This is a genomic window from Pseudomonas sp. MWU318 (assembly GCF_016756945.1).
Taxonomy (GTDB): Bacteria; Pseudomonadota; Gammaproteobacteria; order Pseudomonadales; family Pseudomonadaceae; genus Aquipseudomonas; species Aquipseudomonas putida_A.
In genome coordinates this window covers 51,343-71,584 of the sequence record NZ_JAESJL010000008.1, presented here as the reverse complement: position 1 = coordinate 71,584, position 20,242 = coordinate 51,343, and the positions used below count along the sequence as shown (strand labels likewise).

17 protein-coding genes are annotated in these 20,242 nt (G+C 62.3%); 1 reads left to right on the top strand and 16 read right to left on the bottom strand.

Annotation, left to right across the window (positions count from 1 at the left end; all coding sequences use genetic code 11):
- Position 1: 1 nt before the first annotated feature.
- From JN524_RS18890 to JN524_RS18815, 16 genes are all read right to left on the bottom strand, one after another.
- A complete protein-coding gene (locus tag JN524_RS18890) occupies positions 2-793 on the bottom strand; it encodes a ChbG/HpnK family deacetylase (RefSeq protein WP_202370317.1) in 792 nt (263 codons plus the stop codon).
- Positions 765-1,949 (bottom strand): GNAT family N-acetyltransferase, encoded by a 1,185-nt coding sequence (locus JN524_RS18885; RefSeq protein WP_202370316.1) that lies wholly within the window; start codon positions 1,947-1,949, stop codon positions 765-767. Before JN524_RS18885 ends, JN524_RS18890 begins: the two co-directional genes overlap by 29 nt.
- Positions 1,950-1,953: 4 nt before the next feature.
- Entirely contained in the window at positions 1,954-2,643 is a 690-nt protein-coding gene (locus JN524_RS18880) for a GNAT family N-acetyltransferase (RefSeq protein ID WP_027611599.1), read from the bottom strand.
- Positions 2,644-2,861: 218 nt separating this feature from the next.
- Positions 2,862-4,781, bottom strand: coding sequence for a hypothetical protein (locus JN524_RS18875; protein ID WP_202370315.1), 1,920 nt, complete (start codon positions 4,779-4,781; stop codon positions 2,862-2,864).
- Complete coding sequence (locus JN524_RS18870) at positions 4,778-6,082, bottom strand: lipopolysaccharide biosynthesis protein (protein ID WP_027611601.1); 1,305 nt, start codon at positions 6,080-6,082, stop codon at positions 4,778-4,780. The genes JN524_RS18875 and JN524_RS18870 overlap by 4 nt, the downstream gene beginning before the upstream one ends.
- On the bottom strand, positions 6,079-7,080 hold the full coding sequence (locus JN524_RS18865) for a polysaccharide deacetylase family protein (protein ID WP_202370314.1): 1,002 nt from the start codon (positions 7,078-7,080) through the stop codon (positions 6,079-6,081). Before JN524_RS18865 ends, JN524_RS18870 begins: the two co-directional genes overlap by 4 nt.
- Positions 7,081-7,093: 13 nt before the next feature.
- Positions 7,094-8,230 carry a glycosyltransferase gene (locus JN524_RS18860; protein WP_202370313.1) on the bottom strand — a complete coding sequence of 379 codons (1,137 nt, stop codon included), beginning with the start codon at positions 8,228-8,230 and terminating at the stop codon, positions 7,094-7,096.
- On the bottom strand, positions 8,223-9,191 hold the full coding sequence (locus JN524_RS18855; RefSeq protein WP_098964579.1) for a glycosyltransferase: 969 nt from the start codon (positions 9,189-9,191) through the stop codon (positions 8,223-8,225). The genes JN524_RS18860 and JN524_RS18855 overlap by 8 nt, the downstream gene beginning before the upstream one ends.
- Positions 9,188-10,558, bottom strand: coding sequence for an O-antigen ligase family protein (locus JN524_RS18850; RefSeq protein ID WP_202370312.1), 1,371 nt, complete (start codon positions 10,556-10,558; stop codon positions 9,188-9,190). Before JN524_RS18850 ends, JN524_RS18855 begins: the two co-directional genes overlap by 4 nt.
- Positions 10,555-11,646, bottom strand: a complete 1,092-nt coding sequence (locus JN524_RS18845; protein WP_202370311.1) for a glycosyltransferase family 4 protein — start codon at positions 11,644-11,646, stop codon at positions 10,555-10,557. The genes JN524_RS18850 and JN524_RS18845 overlap by 4 nt, the downstream gene beginning before the upstream one ends.
- Positions 11,643-13,235 (bottom strand): GumC family protein, encoded by a 1,593-nt coding sequence (locus JN524_RS18840; protein WP_202370310.1) that lies wholly within the window; start codon positions 13,233-13,235, stop codon positions 11,643-11,645. The genes JN524_RS18845 and JN524_RS18840 overlap by 4 nt, the downstream gene beginning before the upstream one ends.
- A 17-nt stretch (positions 13,236-13,252) precedes the next feature.
- Positions 13,253-14,278 (bottom strand): polysaccharide biosynthesis/export family protein, encoded by a 1,026-nt coding sequence (locus JN524_RS18835; protein WP_098964572.1) that lies wholly within the window; start codon positions 14,276-14,278, stop codon positions 13,253-13,255.
- A 21-nt stretch (positions 14,279-14,299) separates the two neighbouring features.
- Positions 14,300-14,947, bottom strand: coding sequence for a CpsD/CapB family tyrosine-protein kinase (locus JN524_RS18830; RefSeq protein ID WP_007961335.1), 648 nt, complete (start codon positions 14,945-14,947; stop codon positions 14,300-14,302).
- A complete protein-coding gene (locus JN524_RS18825; RefSeq protein ID WP_135296168.1) occupies positions 14,947-15,693 on the bottom strand; it encodes a sugar transferase in 747 nt (248 codons plus the stop codon). Before JN524_RS18825 ends, JN524_RS18830 begins: the two co-directional genes overlap by 1 nt.
- A gap of 18 nt (positions 15,694-15,711) precedes the next feature.
- A complete protein-coding gene (locus JN524_RS18820; protein WP_041066280.1) occupies positions 15,712-16,749 on the bottom strand; it encodes an NAD-dependent epimerase in 1,038 nt (345 codons plus the stop codon).
- Positions 16,746-18,098 (bottom strand): UDP-glucose dehydrogenase family protein, encoded by a 1,353-nt coding sequence (locus JN524_RS18815; protein WP_096796216.1) that lies wholly within the window; start codon positions 18,096-18,098, stop codon positions 16,746-16,748. The genes JN524_RS18820 and JN524_RS18815 overlap by 4 nt, the downstream gene beginning before the upstream one ends.
- Before the next feature lie 389 nt (positions 18,099-18,487).
- Between JN524_RS18815 and JN524_RS18810 the strand changes: the two genes are divergently transcribed.
- Positions 18,488-20,185: a sulfatase-like hydrolase/transferase gene (locus JN524_RS18810; RefSeq protein WP_202370309.1), complete on the top strand. Its 1,698-nt coding sequence runs from the start codon at positions 18,488-18,490 to the stop codon at positions 20,183-20,185.
- Positions 20,186-20,242 lie beyond the last annotated feature (57 nt).

Below are 20,242 nucleotides of genomic sequence, written 5' to 3'. Positions count from 1 at the left end.
ATCAATCGAGTGCCGCGGCACCGCGTAAAAAATCCTTGTGCAGATCGGCATAGGACACCCGTGGCACACCCGGCAGCCGCTGCTCCAGCACGTGGCTCAGGGACTCTTCGGGGTTGAGGTAGGCATCACCGAAATCGCTGCCAAGCTGATTCGGGTGGGCAACGACTTCCAGCACGCCGTCGCTCGGCGCGGGGTCGTTACGCAGATCCACCGGCGTGCACACATAGTCCGCCGTGGCTCCGGCCAGACTCTGCAAGCGCCAGTTGAGCAAGCCTTTGAACACGCGTTTCGGCAGGCTGAGGTTCTGCCCCAGGTTGCGCGCCAGGCGAATCGGCACGCCTTGATGGGCAGCAAAGCGCGCGACGATTTCGCCGATCGGCCAGATGTTGTGTACGTGCTGATGCGAGTCGATATGGCTAGGTCGCACGCCATGTTCGACACAGCGCTGCCACTGCGCCTGCAACTCTTCACGCACCGCGTCGCGATCTTCGCGACTCAGCCAAAAGCTGTGCCGTGGCAGGCTCAGATCGAACACGCCGTGGCCGTCGCAGAAGGTGCGACTGCGCAGGATCGAGCTGCTCAGCGGCCGCCCGTAGGTCAGGTTGAAGTGCAAGCCGATCCGACCTTGCAGCGACGGATGCCGGGCCATTGCGCAGGCCGCTTCGAAGGCCGGCATGTTGGCCATGGCCGTGGCCGAGCTGATGACCCCGGCCTGAAACGCGGCGAAGATCGTCGCGTTTTCGTTCGGGCTCAAACCGAAATCGTCAGCGTTGACTATGACTTGGCGAGGCATGATCGCCCTCCGTGGTGATGGCGACAGGTGTGGGTGCCGGCGCCGGTCTGGCCGCACGTCGCGCGCGCCATTGCTGCACCGTCGGTTTCAAGCGCTGCCAGAGGCGCAACCCCAGCCCCAGCAACATCCCGCTGGGGCGCCAGGAATAGAAACTCCAGCGCCAGTGTTCCAGTTGTCCGGTCATGCGTTCGTGCAGTTGGTGGCTGGAGTTTTCCAGGCTGACCCGCGAGGCATCGATCCAGCGCCAATGCTCGTCCAGCCCCCAGCGAATCCATTCCTCCAGCAGCACCCGGCCGCTGCCCAGATCGGCGTATTGCGGCAGGAACGCGAGGTTGTAATCGTAGAGTCGGCCCTGCTCCAGCAAGCCGAGGCGATAGCTGATGCAACGCCCGTTGAGTTCCAGCGTCACCACCCGCACCAGGCCCTGGCCGGCGAGGGCGGTGAAGGCGCGTTCGATCCATTGCCGACTGCGTTCGCTGGCAAAGATCCCCACGCCTTCGTCACCTTTCCAGCTCACCGCTTCGACTTCGCTGATCGCCCGCAACAGCGGACCCATGCTCAGCGCGTCGGGGCAGATGCGTCGCATCTGGGCGCCACACGCGGCAATCCGTTTGCGCGCCCGCCGCAGCTTGTAGCGCGGGTCGCCGGAGACCTCCTGGTGATCCGCGTCGCTGATCAGATGCACCGGCACCCGGCAACTGAGACGGCGTTCGCCAGCAGAACTGTGAGCCATCCATTCGGTCAGGGCGCTTTCCTCACCCGCCGGCTCGGACAATTCGTTGAGTTGCAGCAGGGCGTGCGGCAGTTGTCGCCGGATCAGGTGCAAGGCTTCGCGCATGTTTTCGCCCTTGAGCAATGACAGCAGCGCCAGCCGGTCCGCCAGCGGATAGCCCAAGTGGTGCAATACACGAAACGGCACGCCGGCAAAGCGCTCACGGCCCGCTACCAGAGGCAGGCACAGGCGTAATTCGTCCGCTTCCCAACCGAGCAGGATGTGCAGGCGCTCACCCGCGCCCAGTGCCTGCTCCGCCGCGCACAACCAGCCCAAGCGGTTGAACGGCGTGTGATCCGTCACCTGCAGGCGCAGCGCTTCATAGGCGGCTGCCGGGAAGTCGGCGGCGCACAGTGAAGTGCGCCATTCGAATCGCGCCTTCATAGGCTCAGACCGCCGTGGCTGTGACAGGTGGACGGGACGGTTTGCGCAGGGCATCCAGGCGCGAACCGCTGTAGCGGGTTTCGCGGTAGAAGCGCCAGCGACCGAACAGGGTGTAGACATTCATGATCCGGCCTTGCTCGGTGTAACCCATGCGCAGGTGCAGTTTCAGCGCCGGGACGTTGTGGAACTCGCAGACGTCCACCACCTTGTCGCAGCCCTGGGCCGCCATGGCTTTCCACAGTTCCAGTTGCAGGTCCACCGAGAGTTCGCTGCCCCAGTAGGCACGGGTCAGCTCGCCACCGAATTCGAAGAACTCGCCGGGTTTCACCGGGAACAGGCAGCCGTAGTAATGCCGGTCGAAGTAGTCCCGTGCGCTGCCCCAGATGAACGCCACGGCATCGCCCTGATCGTCCAGGTGCATGTGTCCGGTGTGGCCTTCGTTGGCCAGCTCGGCCATGGTCCCGACGCGATCGCCGAAGTAGCGGGCAAAGGCGCTGGCGTTGTCGGCGGTGATCTTCACCACCCGCAGCGGCGGATACGGTTTGAGGCTGTGCGGTGGCACCGGACTGACCAGATCGCGCTCCATCCACAGCAGTTCCTGATGAAAAAACACGTAGTGCTTCCACGCCTTGGCGAGGGTGGCGCGCAGGCCTTTTTGTTTGATGTGCTGGCTGAGTTTGCTGACGGTACCCATGTTCTGTACTCCTGAACTCTTTGGCACGGCGAACCCTTGTGGTGAGGGAATTCCTGTGGTGAGGGAATCCTGTGGCGAGGGGATTTATCCCCGATCGGCTGCGCAGCAGTCGCCGCGTTTCAATTTGAAAAACCGGGGCCGCTTCGCAGCCCATCGGGGATAAATCCCCTCGCTACAGGTTGTGTTCGCCTTGCGTTTTGCAATATTCGGGATTGGGTTCATGACGCGCTCCAGCTCAGGGCGAACAGGGTCTCCCCTGGCAAGTCGAAGCTGACGCGTCCATCGCGGCAGGCAAACGGCGCATCGCGGCTGCGGTTGTCCGCGCCGAAGTAACGCAACGCACCGTTGTTCAGCGGGCACTTGGCGCCACTCAGGTCAACACGCTGCAAACGCGTGCCCTTGTTCACACCGAGCAGACCCCGCTGCTCGTCGCCGGCCATCGCCAGCACATCGACTTCAAAGCCATCGTTCTCCAGCCTCAGCACTTGGTGCAGCCAATGCTGCGCGATGAACTGCTGGGCCAGACCCACCGGTTTCAGCTCGAAACGCTCAGCGCCCAAGACCCGGATCATGCCCTTGGGGTACTGCGGTTCATCGGCGGCCTGAAACCAGTTGAGCATCGTCAGCAAACCGTCCTGCGAGGCATTGATCACCACCGAGGCCCACCACAGCGAGGCGTAGTGCGTCTCCTGATCGTAGGGGCTGAGGCTGGAACCGCTGGACATATTGGTCTGATCCAGCAGCAAGGCTTTGCGCGGCTGACCGTGGGCGTCGAGGCCGACCAGTTCGGCGGCGCGGTGCACGCTGTCGCGGTAGACCCGGGTAGCGAGCAGGTCGCGGATCATCCATTCGTGCCACGCCAGTGCGTCGATCTGCTCGGCGGATTCGTCGAGCAAGCGCCGCGCCCAGTCGATGCCGCGCTTGTCTGCCGCGTTGTCGGCAAACGGCCCGTTGACCAGCCGTGAACTGGCCGGTATGGCGATGCGCACGCCAGCCCTGGCATTCGCCGGATCGCTGCGCACTTGTCTGGCCATGCTGGCGAAAATCGCCCGGTATTGCTCGAAGCTCGAATAGTTGAGGTTCGGCTCATCGGCAAAACCGATGTAGTGCGTGCCCGTGCCGCCCAAGGCGCGGGTGCCGGCGAGCCATGCGTCGAGCCCGCCATTGCTTTGCACGTCGGCGCGCAGATCGGCCTGACGCTGGCTGCCGGCGAGCAGGGTGATGTCCTGACGGATGCCGAAGCGCTCCTGATAAGCCTTGCGGAACGCGTCTTCGAAGTGCGGATTCTTCGCCGTGATATCGACAAAACTGTAGTAACTGGCGGCGGTCGGTTTCAGCGCATCCAGCACGGCATGACTACTGGCGGGCGGCATCACGTAGGGCAGGGCGATGCCCAGATCCGGCGTGCGCCCGAGGATTTTGTTGTGCAGGGTCAGGTGGATCTGGCCGGTCTCTTCGCGCACGGGTTTGAGTTGCTGCGGAGTCTGCGCAAACCGATTGGCCGTGCCGTCGAGCCAGAACGCCGCTTTGCCGCTGCCTTGCAGGCGCAGGCGCCAGACCTGTTCGCGCTCGCTGACCGGCAACGCCAGTTGATCGAACTGCCAATAGGCGCGATAGGGTTTCAGTGTCAGCGTCAGTAACTGGTTATCGCCAACCCGTTGTGCCTGCAGCGCATTGACCCCGCCATGGAACTTGCCGGCGAGTACCGCGTGTTCCCCCGGCGCGACCTTGAAATACAACTCGTCGCCGTTCTGCGTCTGGGCGCTGAAATGCACCTTGGCCGGCTCGAACAGCGCTACGGTGCGGTCGTCGTGTTCGACCCGGTAATTGCGGAAGCTGTAGCCGGGAATTTCCAGGCGATAACTGGCAGCGCCGGGCAGTAATGGCCAGCTCTGGTTGCCGCGGGTTTCGCTGGCCTTGATCACGCGCTCGCCCTGTAATTTGCCCTGGCCGTCGAGCAGGTACAGGTGCTCTTCGTTGGCCTCGGCCTGCCACGCCGGGGTCCAGCGCACGGTCACGGTGTCCGGACGGTCGGTTTGCAGGTACAGGCTGCCGTCGCGGATCTCGCCCCAGCGCATCGACGCGGCAAAGGCGTCCAGCGACAGGCCGAGACCGAGCAGCAGGACCAGGCCTTTCATGCGGCCTTCCGTTGCAGCATCTGCCACATCGGCGCGATGTCACTGGGCAGGATGATCAAAGTTTGCCAGAACGCCACGCCGCTCAAACGGCAGTACAACACCAGCATCGCCACGGTGACGGCCAGATAGGCAATCGATGAAGCCGCTGCCGCGCCGACGATGCCGTAGGCCGGAATCAACACCAGGTTCAGCGCCAGATTGAGCAGGGCGCCGAGGCCCATCAGCAGCGACACCGTACCGGGGCGGTTTTTCCCCAGCAGATCCAGACGCAGGATGCTCGCGTAGCACAGGCCGAGCAGCCCCGGCAGCAAGGCGAGCAGCGCCGGATACGCCGGTTGGTAAGCGATGCCGAACAGGGTGACGATCAGCCAGTTGCCGATCACGGCCATGCTCAGGCACGCGCCGAGCATCACCGTGGCGGTCAGGCGCAGGGCCAGCGGGGTGACCTTGTCCATGCCTTCGTCCTGTTGCAACAGGCGTTTCATCAGCGGCGTGGTCACCGCTTCCGGCACGATCAGCAGCAGTTCGGCGGCGGCGCTGGCCATCGCGTAATGACCCAGTGCGGTGCTGCCGAGCAGGGCGCCGATGAACAGGTAGTCCGAGCGCAGAATCACTTGCTGGAACAGCAGGTCCGGATGGCTGCGCGCGCTGTAGCGCAGCAGTTCGTTCTGGCTGGCACGATCCCACTGCAACTGCAGCGGTTGCGCGCGTTTCAGCCAGACCCAACCGGCCAGCACTACCAGGCTGATCCCGGCCAGCCAACTGATCAGCGCCGCTTCCAGTGCCGCGCTTTTCCACATCCAGAACAGCGCGAGAAACAGCAGCAGCGGCGCCAGCGATTCGGTCAGGCGCAAGGCGTTGAACGCGACCACGCCGCCGGAGGCGTTGTGCAGGGTCAGCAGGCCGCTTTTCAGCACGGTCAGCGGCACCGCCAGCAGCAACAGCCAGGCCAGCAGACCGAGCTGCACAGTCACATCCAGTTCACTGCCGAACTCACGGACCAGCGCCACGACCAGCAGGGTCAGCAGACCCGCGAGCAAGCACCCGAACACCAGCACCTGACTCAGCAGCAGGCCCATCGGCCGTTGTTTGGCGGCCTGATAACCGACGGCTGAATTCAACCCGCCACTGGTGGCAGCGCTGATCAGATCGGGCAAGGTGCTGAGCAACGCGAACAACCCGCGTTCACTCGGCCCGAGGATCCGCGCCAGTAACACGTTGCGCAGCAGGCGCAGGGCGATCATCGCCAGTTTGGTGCCCATGCTCAGCGCCAGGTGTTTGAGATAGTGGCTGCGGCTCATGGGCGGTTGCCACGAAAGATGCGCCACGACAGCAACTCCGGGTTGCGCGCAGTACGCTGGCTGACACCGAAACGCGGCAGGTTCAGCGGATCGCCTTCACCGCGATAGATGCCGGTGCCGGTGCCCAGCGCGAACGGGTAATCGTGGGCAGCAATCTGCTTGCGCACCCGCTCGTCGTTGTTGCCGTTGGGGTAGCAATACACCGGCAACGGCCGGTTGCAGCCGTTGTTCAAGGCGTCGCGGCTGCGGCTGATTTCTTCGCTCAGGCGCACATCGTCCAGTTCCGTGAGGATCGCGTGGCTGGCGCCGTGCGGGCCGAAACGCACCAATCCCGAGGCTTCCAGCGCCCGTACCTGATGCCAGTCCAGCGCTTGCGGCTGCGCTTCGGGCGGGCATTCGTCGGTGAGGCGTTCGAGCATCGCCGGCTCAAGGTTTTTCAGGCCTTGCAGGTAATGCAGCAGCGACAGGCTGCGGCGATCAACGTCGATGTCGTCGACCAGCACCGGCACCGGGTGATGGATCATGTGCAGGCATTCGATCAGATGCATGCGGGCCTTTTCGCCGTGGCTGCCCCACAGGGTTTCGCCGAGGGTTTCCCACCAGAAGCGCTGACGGCTGCCGATGAAATCGGTGGAGAGGAAAATGCTCGCCGGCACCTGGTGTTTTTGCAGCAACGGGAACGCATTGACCGCGTTGTCGCGCCAGCCATCGTCGAAGGTCAGCGCCACCCGTGGGCGTTCGCTGCGCAATGCGGTGGGCGTGAGGATGTCCATCAGCGGCACGCAATCGAAGTGCCGGCGCAGCCACACCAGCAGGTGCTCGAACGCCTTGGGCCCGACACACAGCTCATTGCGGTGCGGCAAGTCGGCGGCGCGGTCGTTGGCCAGCACCCGATGCAGCATCAGAATCACCCCGGCGCCGTGCAACTGGTTTCGTCCCACGGGCGAGTTGAGGTAAAGCCAGCCACTGGTGCGTTTTATTAATTGTTTGATCGCCATGGCTTCGGTCCTCTCAACGGTTCTGTTCAGGGTTCCACTGGGCATATCGGTGGCCGCGCAGGAACTGCCACAGGCCGAGACTCATCCCGGCGAGGGTGACCAGCAGGAACGCGGCCAGACGAAACGGTTTGGGCAAGCGATGTTGCGAGTCCAGCAGTCCGGCCAGCGCAATGGCGTAGCCGAACAGTTGGGCGATCAGGGCCAGTCGATAGAAACCGTGGTCATCCCACAGCCAGAAGTTGCTCAGCAGCAGCGGCAGCAGGAGGATCGGTGCCAGGCGGCGGATCAGTTTGTGGCTGATCAGCGCAATCGAATACAGGCCATGTTTGAGCGGGTTGAGCAGCTCACTGCGCTGGGCGAGGCTTTGCAGGCCACCGACGGTGACGCGTTGACGGCGGCGGAACTGTTTGTCCGCTTCGTCGACACCGTGGTCGATCACTTGCGCCTCGGGCACGTACACAATGCGCTTGAAGGCCACCGGTGCACAGGTGCTGAGAAAGAAGTCGTCGTTGACCTCCGCCGGCACGCTCTGGAACAGCTCGCGGCGCAGGGCGAGCAGGGCGCCGTCGGCCGAGACCATGCAGCCGGTGCGGTTCTCCACCCGACGCAGCCAGCCCTCGTAATGCCGGTACAGACTGTCGCCGACGCTGAGGCCGCCGCCGGTCACCGGAATCACCATGTGCCCGGCGCAGGCCCCGACATTCGGGTCGCTGAGTGGCGCGAGCAGGTAGCCAAGGGTTTCCCGCGACCATTGGTTGTCGGCGTCGGTGAACACTAGAATATCGCCAGTCGCCAGGGCTACGCCGGCATTCAGCGTCGCGGCTTTGCCCTGGCGCGGCAGGTCGAGGACAGTGATGCGCGAATCAACCACTTTGTGCGCGCAAGCCACGGTGTCGTCGGTCGAGCCATCGCTGGCGAGAATGATCTGCAGCGTGGCCGGCTGGTAGTCCTGCGCCAGTAGCGTGCGCAACTTGTGCTCGATGTGCCGCGCCTCATTGTGCGCGGCAATCACGATGCTGATGTTCAGCGGCGGCGCCGGGCTGTGGCGCCAGGCCGGGAACAGCGGCGCCAGTACAGTCAGCAGCAGCGGGTAGCCAAGGTAGGCGTATACCGGCAGCAGCAGGCACATCCAGAAAATGAATTCAGCCACGGGCAGGCCTCCTGGCGTTCCAATGACACAGACTGAGAATCAACGCCGCCCCGGCCAGGTGCAGCCGCACCCAGTGCAGGCCCCACAGTTGCAGGGTCAGGCCCACATCGTGATGGCGTGAACTCTGGCGAATGCTCAGCACCAGCGCCGGTATCGTGGTCAGCATCACCATGACGGCCGCGTGGTGCGGAAAACCGTTGAGCAATGCGGAAATCGCCAGCAAGTCGAGCAGCCACGCGCCAAGCGAGAGCAGCGGAAAGCGCAGCAGGCGCAGGCTGAAACCGTGAGTGCGCAGCAGTTGCAGATGACTGCCCTGACGCCACATTTCCTTGCCCATCCACTCGCGCCAGTTCATCTCGTAGCCCCAATGCAGGGCCACGCTGCTGTTCACCGACAGCAGCCGCGCGCCCTGTTCGTGCAGGCGCAGGGTAAATTCCTTGTCTTCGCCGGTACGCAGGTGTTCGTTGAAGCCGCCGACCTTGTCGAACCAGCGCCGGCGCATCAGCAGGTTGGAACTGGGCAGCCAGTCCACCGGGTGCGATGCCTGACTCGACGGGCGCAGCGTGCGCCGTTGCCAGGCGGCGGCGTACCACGGCGCAGTGGCGGGGGTATGCAGGTCGAGACCGAAGACGTCGGCCTGACCCTCGGCTTGCAGCTCGAACAAGGGCTTGAGCCAGTCTTCGGGCATTTCGACGTCGGCATCAATGAACGCGATCCACTCGCCGCTTGCCAGCAGCGCACCGCGATTGCGCAGCGCGCCGATCAGCAGGCCCGGCAGCACCAGCACCTGTGCACCGAACTGGCGGGCGATGTGCGGGCCGTCGTCGCTCGAACCGTTGTCGACCACAATCAACTCGCACTCGACATCGGCCGCATGTGCGGCTTTTTGCGCGGCCAGCAGCGTGCGGCCGATGTGCCGGGCCTCGTTGTACATCGGGATGATGATGCTGATCCGGCTCATGTCCTGGCCTCGGTCAGTGGCGCCTGTTCGGCCTTGAGGCGCAGGACGCTGGTCAGCGCGAGCATGATCCACAGGTATTTCTGGTTCGGTGCGCTGAGGAACATCAGGAACAGGGTCAGCGACAGAAAGCTCACCCCGAGGTGAGTCATCAGGTCTGCCTGCTGCCAGTCGCGTCGCAGCATCCACGCGGCGCGGGCGCGGATCAGGTTGTACAGGCCCAGGCCGAGCATGCCGACAAACAGCAGGCCGGCGGGAATCCCCAGTTCACTGAAAATTTCCAGGTAGGTGTTGTGGGCACGGCGATACAGGTCGCCGATCTTGCGGTTGGCGGAAAACGCCTTGGCGTAGCCGGTGGTCGCGTAGTGCAGCGGGAAGGTGCCGGGACCGGAGCCGAGCAGCGGGTTCTCGCGGATCATCTGCCCGCCGACCACGATATACGAGGCGCGCCGGCCGAGGGATTCGTCGTCGTGCCCCTTGGCCCCGGCGCTCAACACGCTCAGGGACTGAATGCGCGCGAGGTAACCGGCGGGCATGGCGTAGATCGCCAGCGGAATCACGATCGCCGCGCCGAGCATCGCGAACCCCAGGTGCCGTGGGCGAATGCGGGTCAGTTGCGCGCGGTAGTGCCAGCAGCCGATCAACAGACTCAACGCCACCACCACCAGCCCGGAGCGCGATTCGGTCTTGGTCATGCCGCCGAGCAGCAACAGGCAGCAAGCGCCCCAGAACAACCGATGCAACAGATTCGGCCCGCGAATCACCAGCAGCAGCGCCAACGGAATGGCGAAGGCGATCAGCAGGGCGAAGGCGTTGGGGTCTTCCAGCAGACCGGCAGCGCGGCCCTGATCCTGGAATTTGACTGAAAACATCGCCATAGCACAGGTGGCGCTGACACTCAGGGTCACCAGTCGGGCGAACAGGTCGAGGTTCAGTTCACGGCCGATCAGCAGGGTGATGACAAACAGGATCAGGCCGACGCTGAGTTCACGCAGATGCCCCAGCGACATGCCCATGTCGTCGGTGTTGAGCAGGCTGAGGAAATACAGCGCCAGAAACCACAGCAGAAACCTCCAGATATTGCTGCGCAGGCGCTCGGAAGGAATCTGGTGCATGGCCAGTTGCAGCATCAGAATCACCGCCAGCGAGGCACCGATCAGTTTGCTCCCGGACAGCGCGCTGTCCTTGAAGAAACCTTCGAACGGCACCAGCGCGGCAATGCCCAGCAGACCCCAGGCCGGCTTGCGATACAACACCGTGAAACCCACCAGGCCAATGACCGCGCCGGGTGCGAGAAACGGATAAGGGCTGGCGAGCAGACCGATGCACACCATCCCGAGCAGGGTGACGATCGAGAGCGGGAAAATCATGCGCGTGCCTCCCGTGCCGTGCGGATGTACAGCTGCGACCAGCGTTCGGCAAGGGCCTTGAGGTCGTAGCGATCCTGTTGCGTACGCTTTGCGTTGTCGCACAAATGCCGGGCCAGTTTCGGCTCGCTCAGCAGGTTGTCGAGCTGACGGGCGAGGTCGGCGCTGTCGGCAGGTGTCGCCAGCAGACCGTTGTGCCGGTGCTCGAGCACATCGGGAATGCCACCGACGGCGAACGCCACCACCGGCACGCCGCTCTGCATCGCTTCGAGCAGAATCATCGGCGTGCCTTCGGTGCGCGAGCTGATCACCAGCGCATCCAGGCGCTGCCACCACGGTTGCATGGCGGTCTGGTAACCGGGCAGACGAATCCGCTGCTGCAAACCTGCGGCGTCGATCCGCGCCTGCAGCGCCTCGCGTTCCGGGCCGTCGCCGAGCATCACCGCGTCCAGTTGCGGATGCTGGTGACACAGCGGAATCAGCGCATCGAGAAACAGGTCCGGGCCTTTCTCGCTGCTCAGGCGCCCGACGTAACCGGCGAGCCAGCGCTGGCGGTCAACGGTGCTGACCAGCGCGTCGGCGGCGGGCAATCCGTTGGGGATCACCTGGAGTTTTTCCGCCTGCACGCTGGCCTGACGATGCAATACGGCGATGCTCTCGGCCACGCACACCACCCGATCCACCGACGCCGTGCGGCACAACTGCAGACTCAGCCAGGTGTAGAACTTCTGCTTGCGGCTGCGCGGGGTGAAGCCGTGTTGGGTAATGACCAGCGGCAAACGCAACAGCGTCGCCGCGACCCAGCCGAACAACAGCCCTTTGAAATTGTGCGTATTGATCAGCGGCCGTTCGCTGCGCCGGGCCCGCAGGTGGCGCAACAGCTCACCCAGCCCGGCACAGCCACGGCAGTCCACCCCGGCCTCGCGAAAGCGCGCGATCAACGCCGGCGGTGCATCGAGGAACAGCACCTGGTGCTGCCCCGGTGTCGCCAGGCAGTGATCGAGCAGCATGCGCTCGGCCCCATAGAAGCCGCCGCTGCTGAGCAAGTGAATGATCGGCAGCGCGGCGTTCGGGGTGGACAGCGTGTTCAATTGCGCACCCAGTGCACGAAGCTTGGCACGGTCCAGTTCTTGTGCGGATTGCTCGGCAGCACGTTTTCGTCGTTGATCACCAGCAACACCGGCAGGCCCAGTTCGTGGGTGATTTGCGCCGGGTGTTTGAAACGGTGATCGAAGAACTCACGCACATAGACCAGGGCAATCGCCAGCAGCAGACCGGTGAACAGCCCGAACGGAATGATCAGCAGCGGTTTGGGGAACGCCGGCTCGGTCGGCTCGAACGGCGGGCTGAGCACCTTGGCGTTCGACAGGTCGTCGTTGAGCGAACCGGCGGTGCTGCTTTCGGCAAAGCGTTGCGCGTAGGTCGAGAACGCCGTGTGCAGCGCGTCGATTTCCGTATCCATCTGCCGCAGCTTGCTCTGGGTCTGCTGCAAGGTGTGGATGCGGTTCTTGAACTCGGCGATGCGCGCGGTTTTCTGATCGATCACCTGTTGCACCACGGCCAGATCGTTGGTGCGCTCCTGAATGCGGTTGCTCACCACTTTGAGGAACTGCTGGCGGGTGCGGGCGATCTGTTCGCGGGTCAGCAGCATCGGCTCGCTGCCGGGCTGGAACACCGCGAGGTCATTCATGTAGCGGCTGACCTGAGTGGTCAGTTGCTCGCCCAACTGTTTGATTTCCCGATCCTCGAACGCCACGTTATCGACGGTGGTGGTGAAGGTGAAGGGGAAGGTGTAGTCGTTGAGCTTGTTGCTGCTGGCGGCCGTCAGCGCGGTTTTCAGGTATTCGAGCCAGCGCTGGCTCTGCAACAGGCGATCCTGATACAGGTTCAGGGCCTGCTCTTCGGTATTGATCGCGTTCAGGCGGAAGGTGATTTCTTCCTTCGGATCGGACGATGCAACACTTTCCAGCAGCGCTTGCCGATTACCTTCCAGCCCGTCGAGACGCACCTGATACAGGTGCTTCTTGGTTTCATAGAAGGATTGCGGCAGGTCGATCGATTGCAGCGCCTGACGGCTGCCCAGATAGTTCTGCAGCAGAGTGGCGACGAACGTCGTGCCCTGATGCGGATCGGGGAAGCTGTAGACGATCGAGATCACGTTGGAGCCTGGCAGGGTCTCGATTTTCAGGCTGTTGATCGCATCTTGCGTCAGGCCGTCGAGCACGGTGTCACGCACCGGATCGGTTTGCAGCCCGAGCATGTTGCGCAGCGGATTGATCACGTACTCACGCAGCGGCGAAGAGACATAGCGGCGGAACGGGTCGCTCACCAGTTTGGCGAAGATGCCCGCCGGCGGGCTGTACTCGCCCTTGTCGCGCAGCTCGCTGATGGTCTGGCGGATCAGCGCCGGGGACCGCAGGATGTTGCTTTCGGTTTCCATGTCCGCCAGCGACGGCGGAATGAAGGTGGCGTTATCGACCGTCAGTGACGTGGTGGCGTCACCCTGGGAGAGTTTTTTCGACTGCACGATCACCTGAGCGGTGATATCGAAGCTCTGTTTGAGCACCAGCGGCAGTACCAACGCGATGACTGCAAAGATCAGGAAGACCCGTTTCACCAGTTGCTTGTTGGCGAAGAAGATCCTGAAGAACTCATGCAGGTAGTTTTCCTTTGGATTCATGATCGGTCACCTGAGAGTCAGTTACTGCTGCTGCTTTTGTTGTCGACGCGGTAGCCGAAGCTGAAGCCCACGCCCTGGAACAACACCACGTCGGCCAGTTGCCGGGCGAGATCGCCGGCACTCGCCAGTTTGGTTTTTGGTACGAACAGCATGTCGTCCGGTTGCAGGTAGGCGATCTGCGACGCATCGCCCGACAGGGCTTTTTCCACGTCGTAGTGCACGGCCTGCACCTGGTTGCCGTTGCGCCGCATGATCACCACCGAGTCCAGCCGCGCCTTGACGTTGGTACCGCGCGCCAGGGTCAGCGCTTCAAGCACCGAGACCGGACGGCGGATCGGGTAGGAACCCGGTTGGCCGACTTCGCCGAGTACGTAGATCTCATTGCCGGCGGTGGACTTGAGCATCACATCGACGCTCATCCGCCCGGGCAATTGCGCGTATTTCTGGTTAAGGAAGGTTTCCAGTTGGTTGATGGTCATGCCTTGCAGCGGCACCGCGCCGATTTCCGGAAAGCTCGCATAACCGTCATTGCCCACGGTGATCTCGCGGCTCATGCCGGTGGCCGGGTGATTCAGTGCGCTTTTCAGGTTCTGCTCATTGGTCAGCGGGCTGATGACTTGCACCGTCAGCTGATTACGGTTGGGCTGGAACAGCTGTTTGCGCTGGTAGGCACGCTGGATTTCATCGCGTGCCTCGTCGGCAGTCAGACCGGCGATTTTCACCGAGGTGTTGGCGCCTGGCAGGTTGATGGTGCCGTCGGGCAGCACCAACTGGTTGCCGTTGAGCTGGCTGGCGGCGGTGAAGTTCAGGCCGATCTGGTCACCCGACTGCACGCGGTAGGCGTCCGAACCGCTGGTGCTGATGTGGAAGATCACATCCAGCACGTCTTGCGGACGCAGGGTCTGTTCGACCTTGGGCATGTCGGTGGCCTGGGCATTGGCCGGGGTGGCGGTGAGAATGTTCACCGGCATGTTCTGGGTTTCGGAAGTGCTGGAGCAGCCTGCAAGCGGCAGCATCAGCAGAACCAGTATCTTGGCGTTCATGGCGTCATCCTTCGCGTTTGCTTACAGGTTTTTGTAGAGCCACTTGGGCATGTAGTACTTGCGCCGGTTGAATACGCTGCCGACCACTTTCGCGCCGGCCTGGGTCAGGCGTTGCACGGCGGCCTGGGCGACTTCCCAGCGGGTGTCTTCGGCGCGGACCACGAACACCACGCCATCGACCTGAGTGGCGAGCACCAGCGTGTCGGCGGCGGAATACACCGCGTCGCCGTCGATCACCACGAAACGGTACTGGGTGCCCAAGCGGTCGAGCAGCGGGCTCAGGCGCTCGGCGGTCAGGTGTTCGAGGGTGCGGATCGGTCGGCCATTGGGCAGCACATGAAACGGCAGGCTCGAGACCTGCACCACGCAGTCCTGCAACAGCGGCGGGTTGTCCGGGTTGAACAGCAGGTCGCGCAGGCCACGCTCCTTGCCCAGGTTCAATTGCTGCGTGAGGTTGCCTGCCGACTGACTGGCATCGACCAGCAACACCTGGCCGCTGCTCATCTGCGCCAGTTGGCTGGCAAGCGCCAGCGCGCTGGTGGTGGTGCCCGCGCCGGGGTTGGCGGCGGTCAGGAACAGGATCCGCAGATCCAGATCCAGCACGGTCGAAATCAGGTTCGATTCGCTGGGGTTGGCAATGCTCAGGCTTTTGTTGGTTGAACCGTCCATTAGCTTGCTCCGTGGCCGCTGAATACTTTGAAGGGGGTTTTCAACAAGATCTTCAGATCAAGCAAAAGGCTTTGCTCGGCGATATAGCTGAGGTCCAACTCAACGCGCTGGTCGAAGTCGATGTTGCTGCGCCCGGAGATCTGCCACAGGCCGGTCATGCCGGGGTAGATGCTCAGGCGCGCAAGGTGGTTGTCCTTGTAGCGGTAGGCGTTGAACGAGGTCGGCCGCGGGCCGACCAGGCGCATGTCCCCGCTGACCACGTTGAACAGGTTGGGCAGTTCATCGAGGCTGGTACGCCGCAGGAAACCGCCGATGCCGGTGATGCGTGGATCCTTGTCGATCTTGAAGTCGATGGCGTCGACCCCGTGCTTGTTGAGGTGGCGCAGCGATTCCTTCAGCTCTTCGGCGTTGCAGACCATGGTGCGGAACTTGTACATGCCGAAGGTGCGGCCGCGATAACCGGTGCGTTTCTGCACGAACATCACCGGTCCCGGGCTGGTGAATTTGATGGCCAGCGCCAGGCCCAGCAGCAGCGGCGAAAACACCACCAGAATCAGCAGCGCACCGAAGCAGGCCAATACCCGGTTGGTGCGTGACAGCGTCCATGGCCGGCCACCGTCGCGGCCGGTCAACCAGCCACGGCCCTGCATGTGGATGGCGGAATCGAGGCGCATTCGGTGCTCGGGATCCATGCGCTTGTCGCGGCGCATCTGATTGATCGGTACACCTTGTTCATGTCCAGTCATGGGGTCCTCCGCTGATGTTCAGCCGCGAGCGGCGCGTGGGCGATAGGCAGTGGGGTAGTAGTCGCGAAACCAGGCGATGAAACGCCCCAGTCCTTCATCCAGCTCGATCCGGGGCTGGAACCCGGTGGCCTGGGCCAGATCATCGGTCTCGGCACAGGTGTTGAGCACATCGCCCGGTTGCAGGGGCAAAAGCTCGACAATGGCTTTCTGGCCGAGGTGTTTTTCCATCAGTGCCAGATAGGTTTTCAGCTCCACCGGGTGGTGGCCGCCGATGTTGAACAGGCACCACGGCGCCATGCTGCTGCCCGCGTCGGGATGTTCACGATCCCACTCCGGGTGGTTGTGCGGCGGATGGTCGGTGAGGCGCGCGATGCTTTCGACGATGTCGTCTATATAAGTGAAATCGCGCTGGTGCTCGCCGTAGTTGAACAGCTTCAGCGGCGTGCCTTCGGTGATCGCCCGAGCGAACTGGATCGGCGACATGTCGGGCCGACCCCATGGCCCGTACACGGTGAAAAAGCGCAGACCGGTGCAGGGAATGCCGAACAGATGGCTGTAACTGTGGGCCATCAGCTCGTTGGCTTTTTTGGTCGCGGCGTACAGCGACAGCGGATGATTCACCCCGTCATGCACCGAGTACGGCGTGTGCTGGTTGGCGCCATACACCGAGCTCGACGAGGCGTAGATCAAGTGCTCCACCGGATGGTGCCGGCAGCCTTCGAGAATATTCAGGAAACCGCAGAGGTTACTGTCGAGGTAGGCCTTCGGATTTTCCAGCGAGTAGCGCACCCCGGCCTGCGCCGCGAGGTGGATCACCACTTGCGGTTGCTCGCGGACAAACAGCGCTTCAATCGCGGCGGCATCGGCCAGATCGATCCGCGCCAGCGGGAAATGCCCGACCTGATCGCGCACCCATTGCACCCGATCGTGTTTCAGTTGCGGGTCGTAATAGCCGTTGAAGTTATCCAGGCCGACCACCGCATGCCCGTCGCGCATCAGCCGCAACACGCAATGGGCGCCAATGAAGCCGGCTGCGCCGGTGACCAGGATTTTCATGGGCGCAGTCCTTCCGGAGCGATGTGGCGCAGGCCGATGCCGCTGTAATGCAAACCGGCGGCGGCCACGTGTTCCGGGTTGTAGAGGTTGCGACCGTCGACAATCACTTTCGAGCGCAGCTTGCTCGCCAGCAACTCGAAATCCACCACGCGAAAATTTTTCCATTCGGTGCAGATCACCAGCGCATCGGCATCTTCCAGGGTGTCGTCGCGGGTGGCGCACAGGTGCAGGTCGTTGCGATAGCCGTACAGGCGCCGGCATTCTGACATGGCTTCCGGATCGTAGGCCTGCACGCTGGCGCCTTCGGCCCACAGCGCGTCCATCAGGTAGCGGCTGGGGGCTTCGCGCATGTCATCGGTATTGGGTTTGAACGCCAGGCCCCAAATCGCAATCGACTTGCCGGCCAGACCCTGCGGAAACTGCGCCTTGAGTTTGCCGAAGAGGATGTGCCGCTGGCTGTCGTTGACGTCGGTGACGCTGCGCAGCAATTTCAGCGGCATGCCGTTGTGTTCGGCGGTGTGCAGCAGGGCGCGCAGATCCTTGGGGAAGCATGAACCGCCGAAGCCGCAACCGGGATAAATGAAGTGGTAGCCGATGCGCGGGTCGGAGCCGATGCCTTTGCGCACCGCTTCGATGTCGGCGCCGAGCAGTTCGGTGAGGTTGGCCAGTTCGTTCATGAAGCTGATGCGCGTGGCGAGCATCGCGTTGGCCGCGTACTTCGTCAGCTCGGCGCTGCGGTTGTCCATGAACATCAGTTTTTCGTGGTTACGGCAGAACGGCGCGTACAGCTCGCTCATCTGCTCGCGGGCTTCGTCATCGCGGGTGCCGACGATGATCCGGTCCGGGCGCATGCAATCGGCGAGGGCGCTGCCTTCCTTGAGGAATTCGGGGTTGGACACCACGCGGACCTTGAGGGCACTTTTGCCGCGACGCAGCAACTCTTCGCTGGCCTTGGCGGCGACCTGGTCCGCTGTGCCGACCGGCACCGTGGACTTGATGATCAGGGTGCGATCGGCCTCCATGTGCGAGGCGATCTCCCGAGCCACGTTCAGCACGTGGGTCAGGTCGGCGGAACCGTCTTCATCGGCCGGCGTGCCCACGGCGATGAAAATCAGCTCGGCATGCTCCACCGCGTCGCTGGCCTGGGTGCTAAAGAGCAAGCGGCCGGCCTTGATGTTTTCTTCGAGGGTGCTGGAAAGACCTGGCTCACTAATAGGTGGCACAGCTTGTTGCAGTTGCTTGATCTTGTTGGGGTCAATATCGACACATAAAACCCGATGCCCTACATCTGCAAGTGCGGCGGCTTGAATTAATCCGACATAGCCGGTGCCAAATACGCTCACGTCCATCTGCGCACCCTCGATAGAGCGAAAAGAAGAAGTTCGGAAGAAGACTGTAAAAGGGGTATAGCGCAGGGTTTGGAAAGCGTGTCAGCAAAATGACATGTTGCACCTGTATAACACTTGAGCGCTTTTTGGCGATTGGCCATCAAGTCATTGCTGCGATTGGATTTGTTGTTTTTTTGCAGATTTGTTCAGATTTCAAATAAGCGATAAACGGTTGTAAGTCTTTAATTTAAAGGCTTCTAGCGTTTTGTGTGTGTCAGATTTGAGTCACCGGTTTTTTGACGCTTTCTAAAGAAAACAGTCAATTCTTGCGCTTTGATGGCTGGGTGCTAGTGTCAGGTTCTGACCGACAAACCTTTGACTCCCTGCCGTTTTGCACGAGCGGTATCGCCATGTTCAGATATGCCAAAGAAGTACTTTTAATTGTTTATTTGCTGCTTTATTCCGAATATTACGTTGATCGGTTAAATGCTATCGGCGTCGGTTTTGCTGTACTTCTTTTTGGCGCGATGTTTTTGGCGCTTACTTTAGCGTTATATCTAACGGCTTATATTCGTCAGGCTCTCATTCGCCACTTATTCGCAATAACACTGTTTGTCTCGGCGGTGTTTTTCGATGTCTATACCCGGGTCACCGCGGATTACCTGAGCTACAGCAGTTTTGTCTCGCTGGTGTACTCCGGCGGCTTCATTCAGGAGGCCGCCTACCAGTATCGCGACGCGATCATTCATGGCGCGCTCAGTGGTCTGCTGTTGCTGTTCGGCATCGGTCTGAAACCGCGCCATGCACTGGTGGTGCCCAACGCGTTGCGTGTGGCGGCGCCGGTGTGTGGTGTGCTGCTATTGAGCGCGGTGTTGTTCCTGCGGGCGGGCGAGGGCGCGCGCGGTTTGCCGATCATGTACACGCCGCTGGCCTATCTGAACCTGTTCGCTTATGAAGCGCTGCACAACACGGTCGGCCCGCGCGAGCCGGTGACGCTGGCGCGCAACGCAGTGGCGATCAATCACGACATCGTGCTGATCATCGACGAAAGCATTTCCGGCAATTACCTGGACATCAACGCGCCGTTCGGAGTGCACAGCAACCTTAATCAGGCGCATCCGGGCGTCGACATTTTCAACTACGGCTACGCCGCATCCATCGCCAATTGCAGCGCCGACACCAACGTCACGTTGCGCTACGGCGGCACCCGCGACGATTACATGCGCATCAACAGCACGCTGCCGTCGATCTGGCAGTACGCGAAAAAGGCCGGGTTGCGCACGGTGTACATCGACGCTCAGCGCACCGGCGGCAATCTGCAGAACCTGATGACCGACACCGAGAAAAAAGACATCGACGAATTCGTCCAGTTTGACCAGACCAGCGTGCGTGACCGCGACATGGCTGCCGCCGCCAAGCTGATCGAATTGCTCAACGATGATCAGCCGGAGTTGGTGGTGATCAACAAGGTCGGCGCGCATTTCCCGGTGCACGACAAATACCCCGACGCCTTCATGGCCTACCGTCCGACCTTGCCGCGCGGGCAATTCACCGAAGTCGCCGACACCGGCAAACGCGACGGTTTCAACGGCCAGCCGGATGACTGGGTGCTGTACCGCAACGCCTACAAGAACACCGTGCTGTGGAATGTCGGCGAGTTCTTCGCCCGGGTATTTGCCCAGGCCAATTTGCACAACGCGCTGCTGATCTACACCTCCGATCACGGCCAGGACCTGCATGAACGCGGCAACCCCGGGCTTAATACCCACTGCGGTGGCGATCCGGTGGAGGAAGAAGGGCTGGTGCCACTGGTGGTGATTCAGGGCGATCAGCTGCACGGGCCGGACTGGGCGCAAGCGTTGCCGGCGAACAAGGACCGCTCCAGCCACTACAACATTTTTCCGACGCTGCTGCAGTTGATGGGTTATGACCTGGCGGGAGTCGAGGCGCTGTACGGCAAACCGTTGACGCTGCCGACAGCGGACGACTTCACCTTCAACTACCGCTTCAATGCGCGGCTGGGGGCCAAGCCTGAGTGGAAGCACATTGATCTGAAGACCATCGTCACGCCGGGTGCGGCGGCGACCAGTGTGGCGACCGGGGAGTGAGATTTGTGCCGGTTTCACTGGCCTCATCGCTGGCAAGCCAGCTCCCACAGTGTTTTG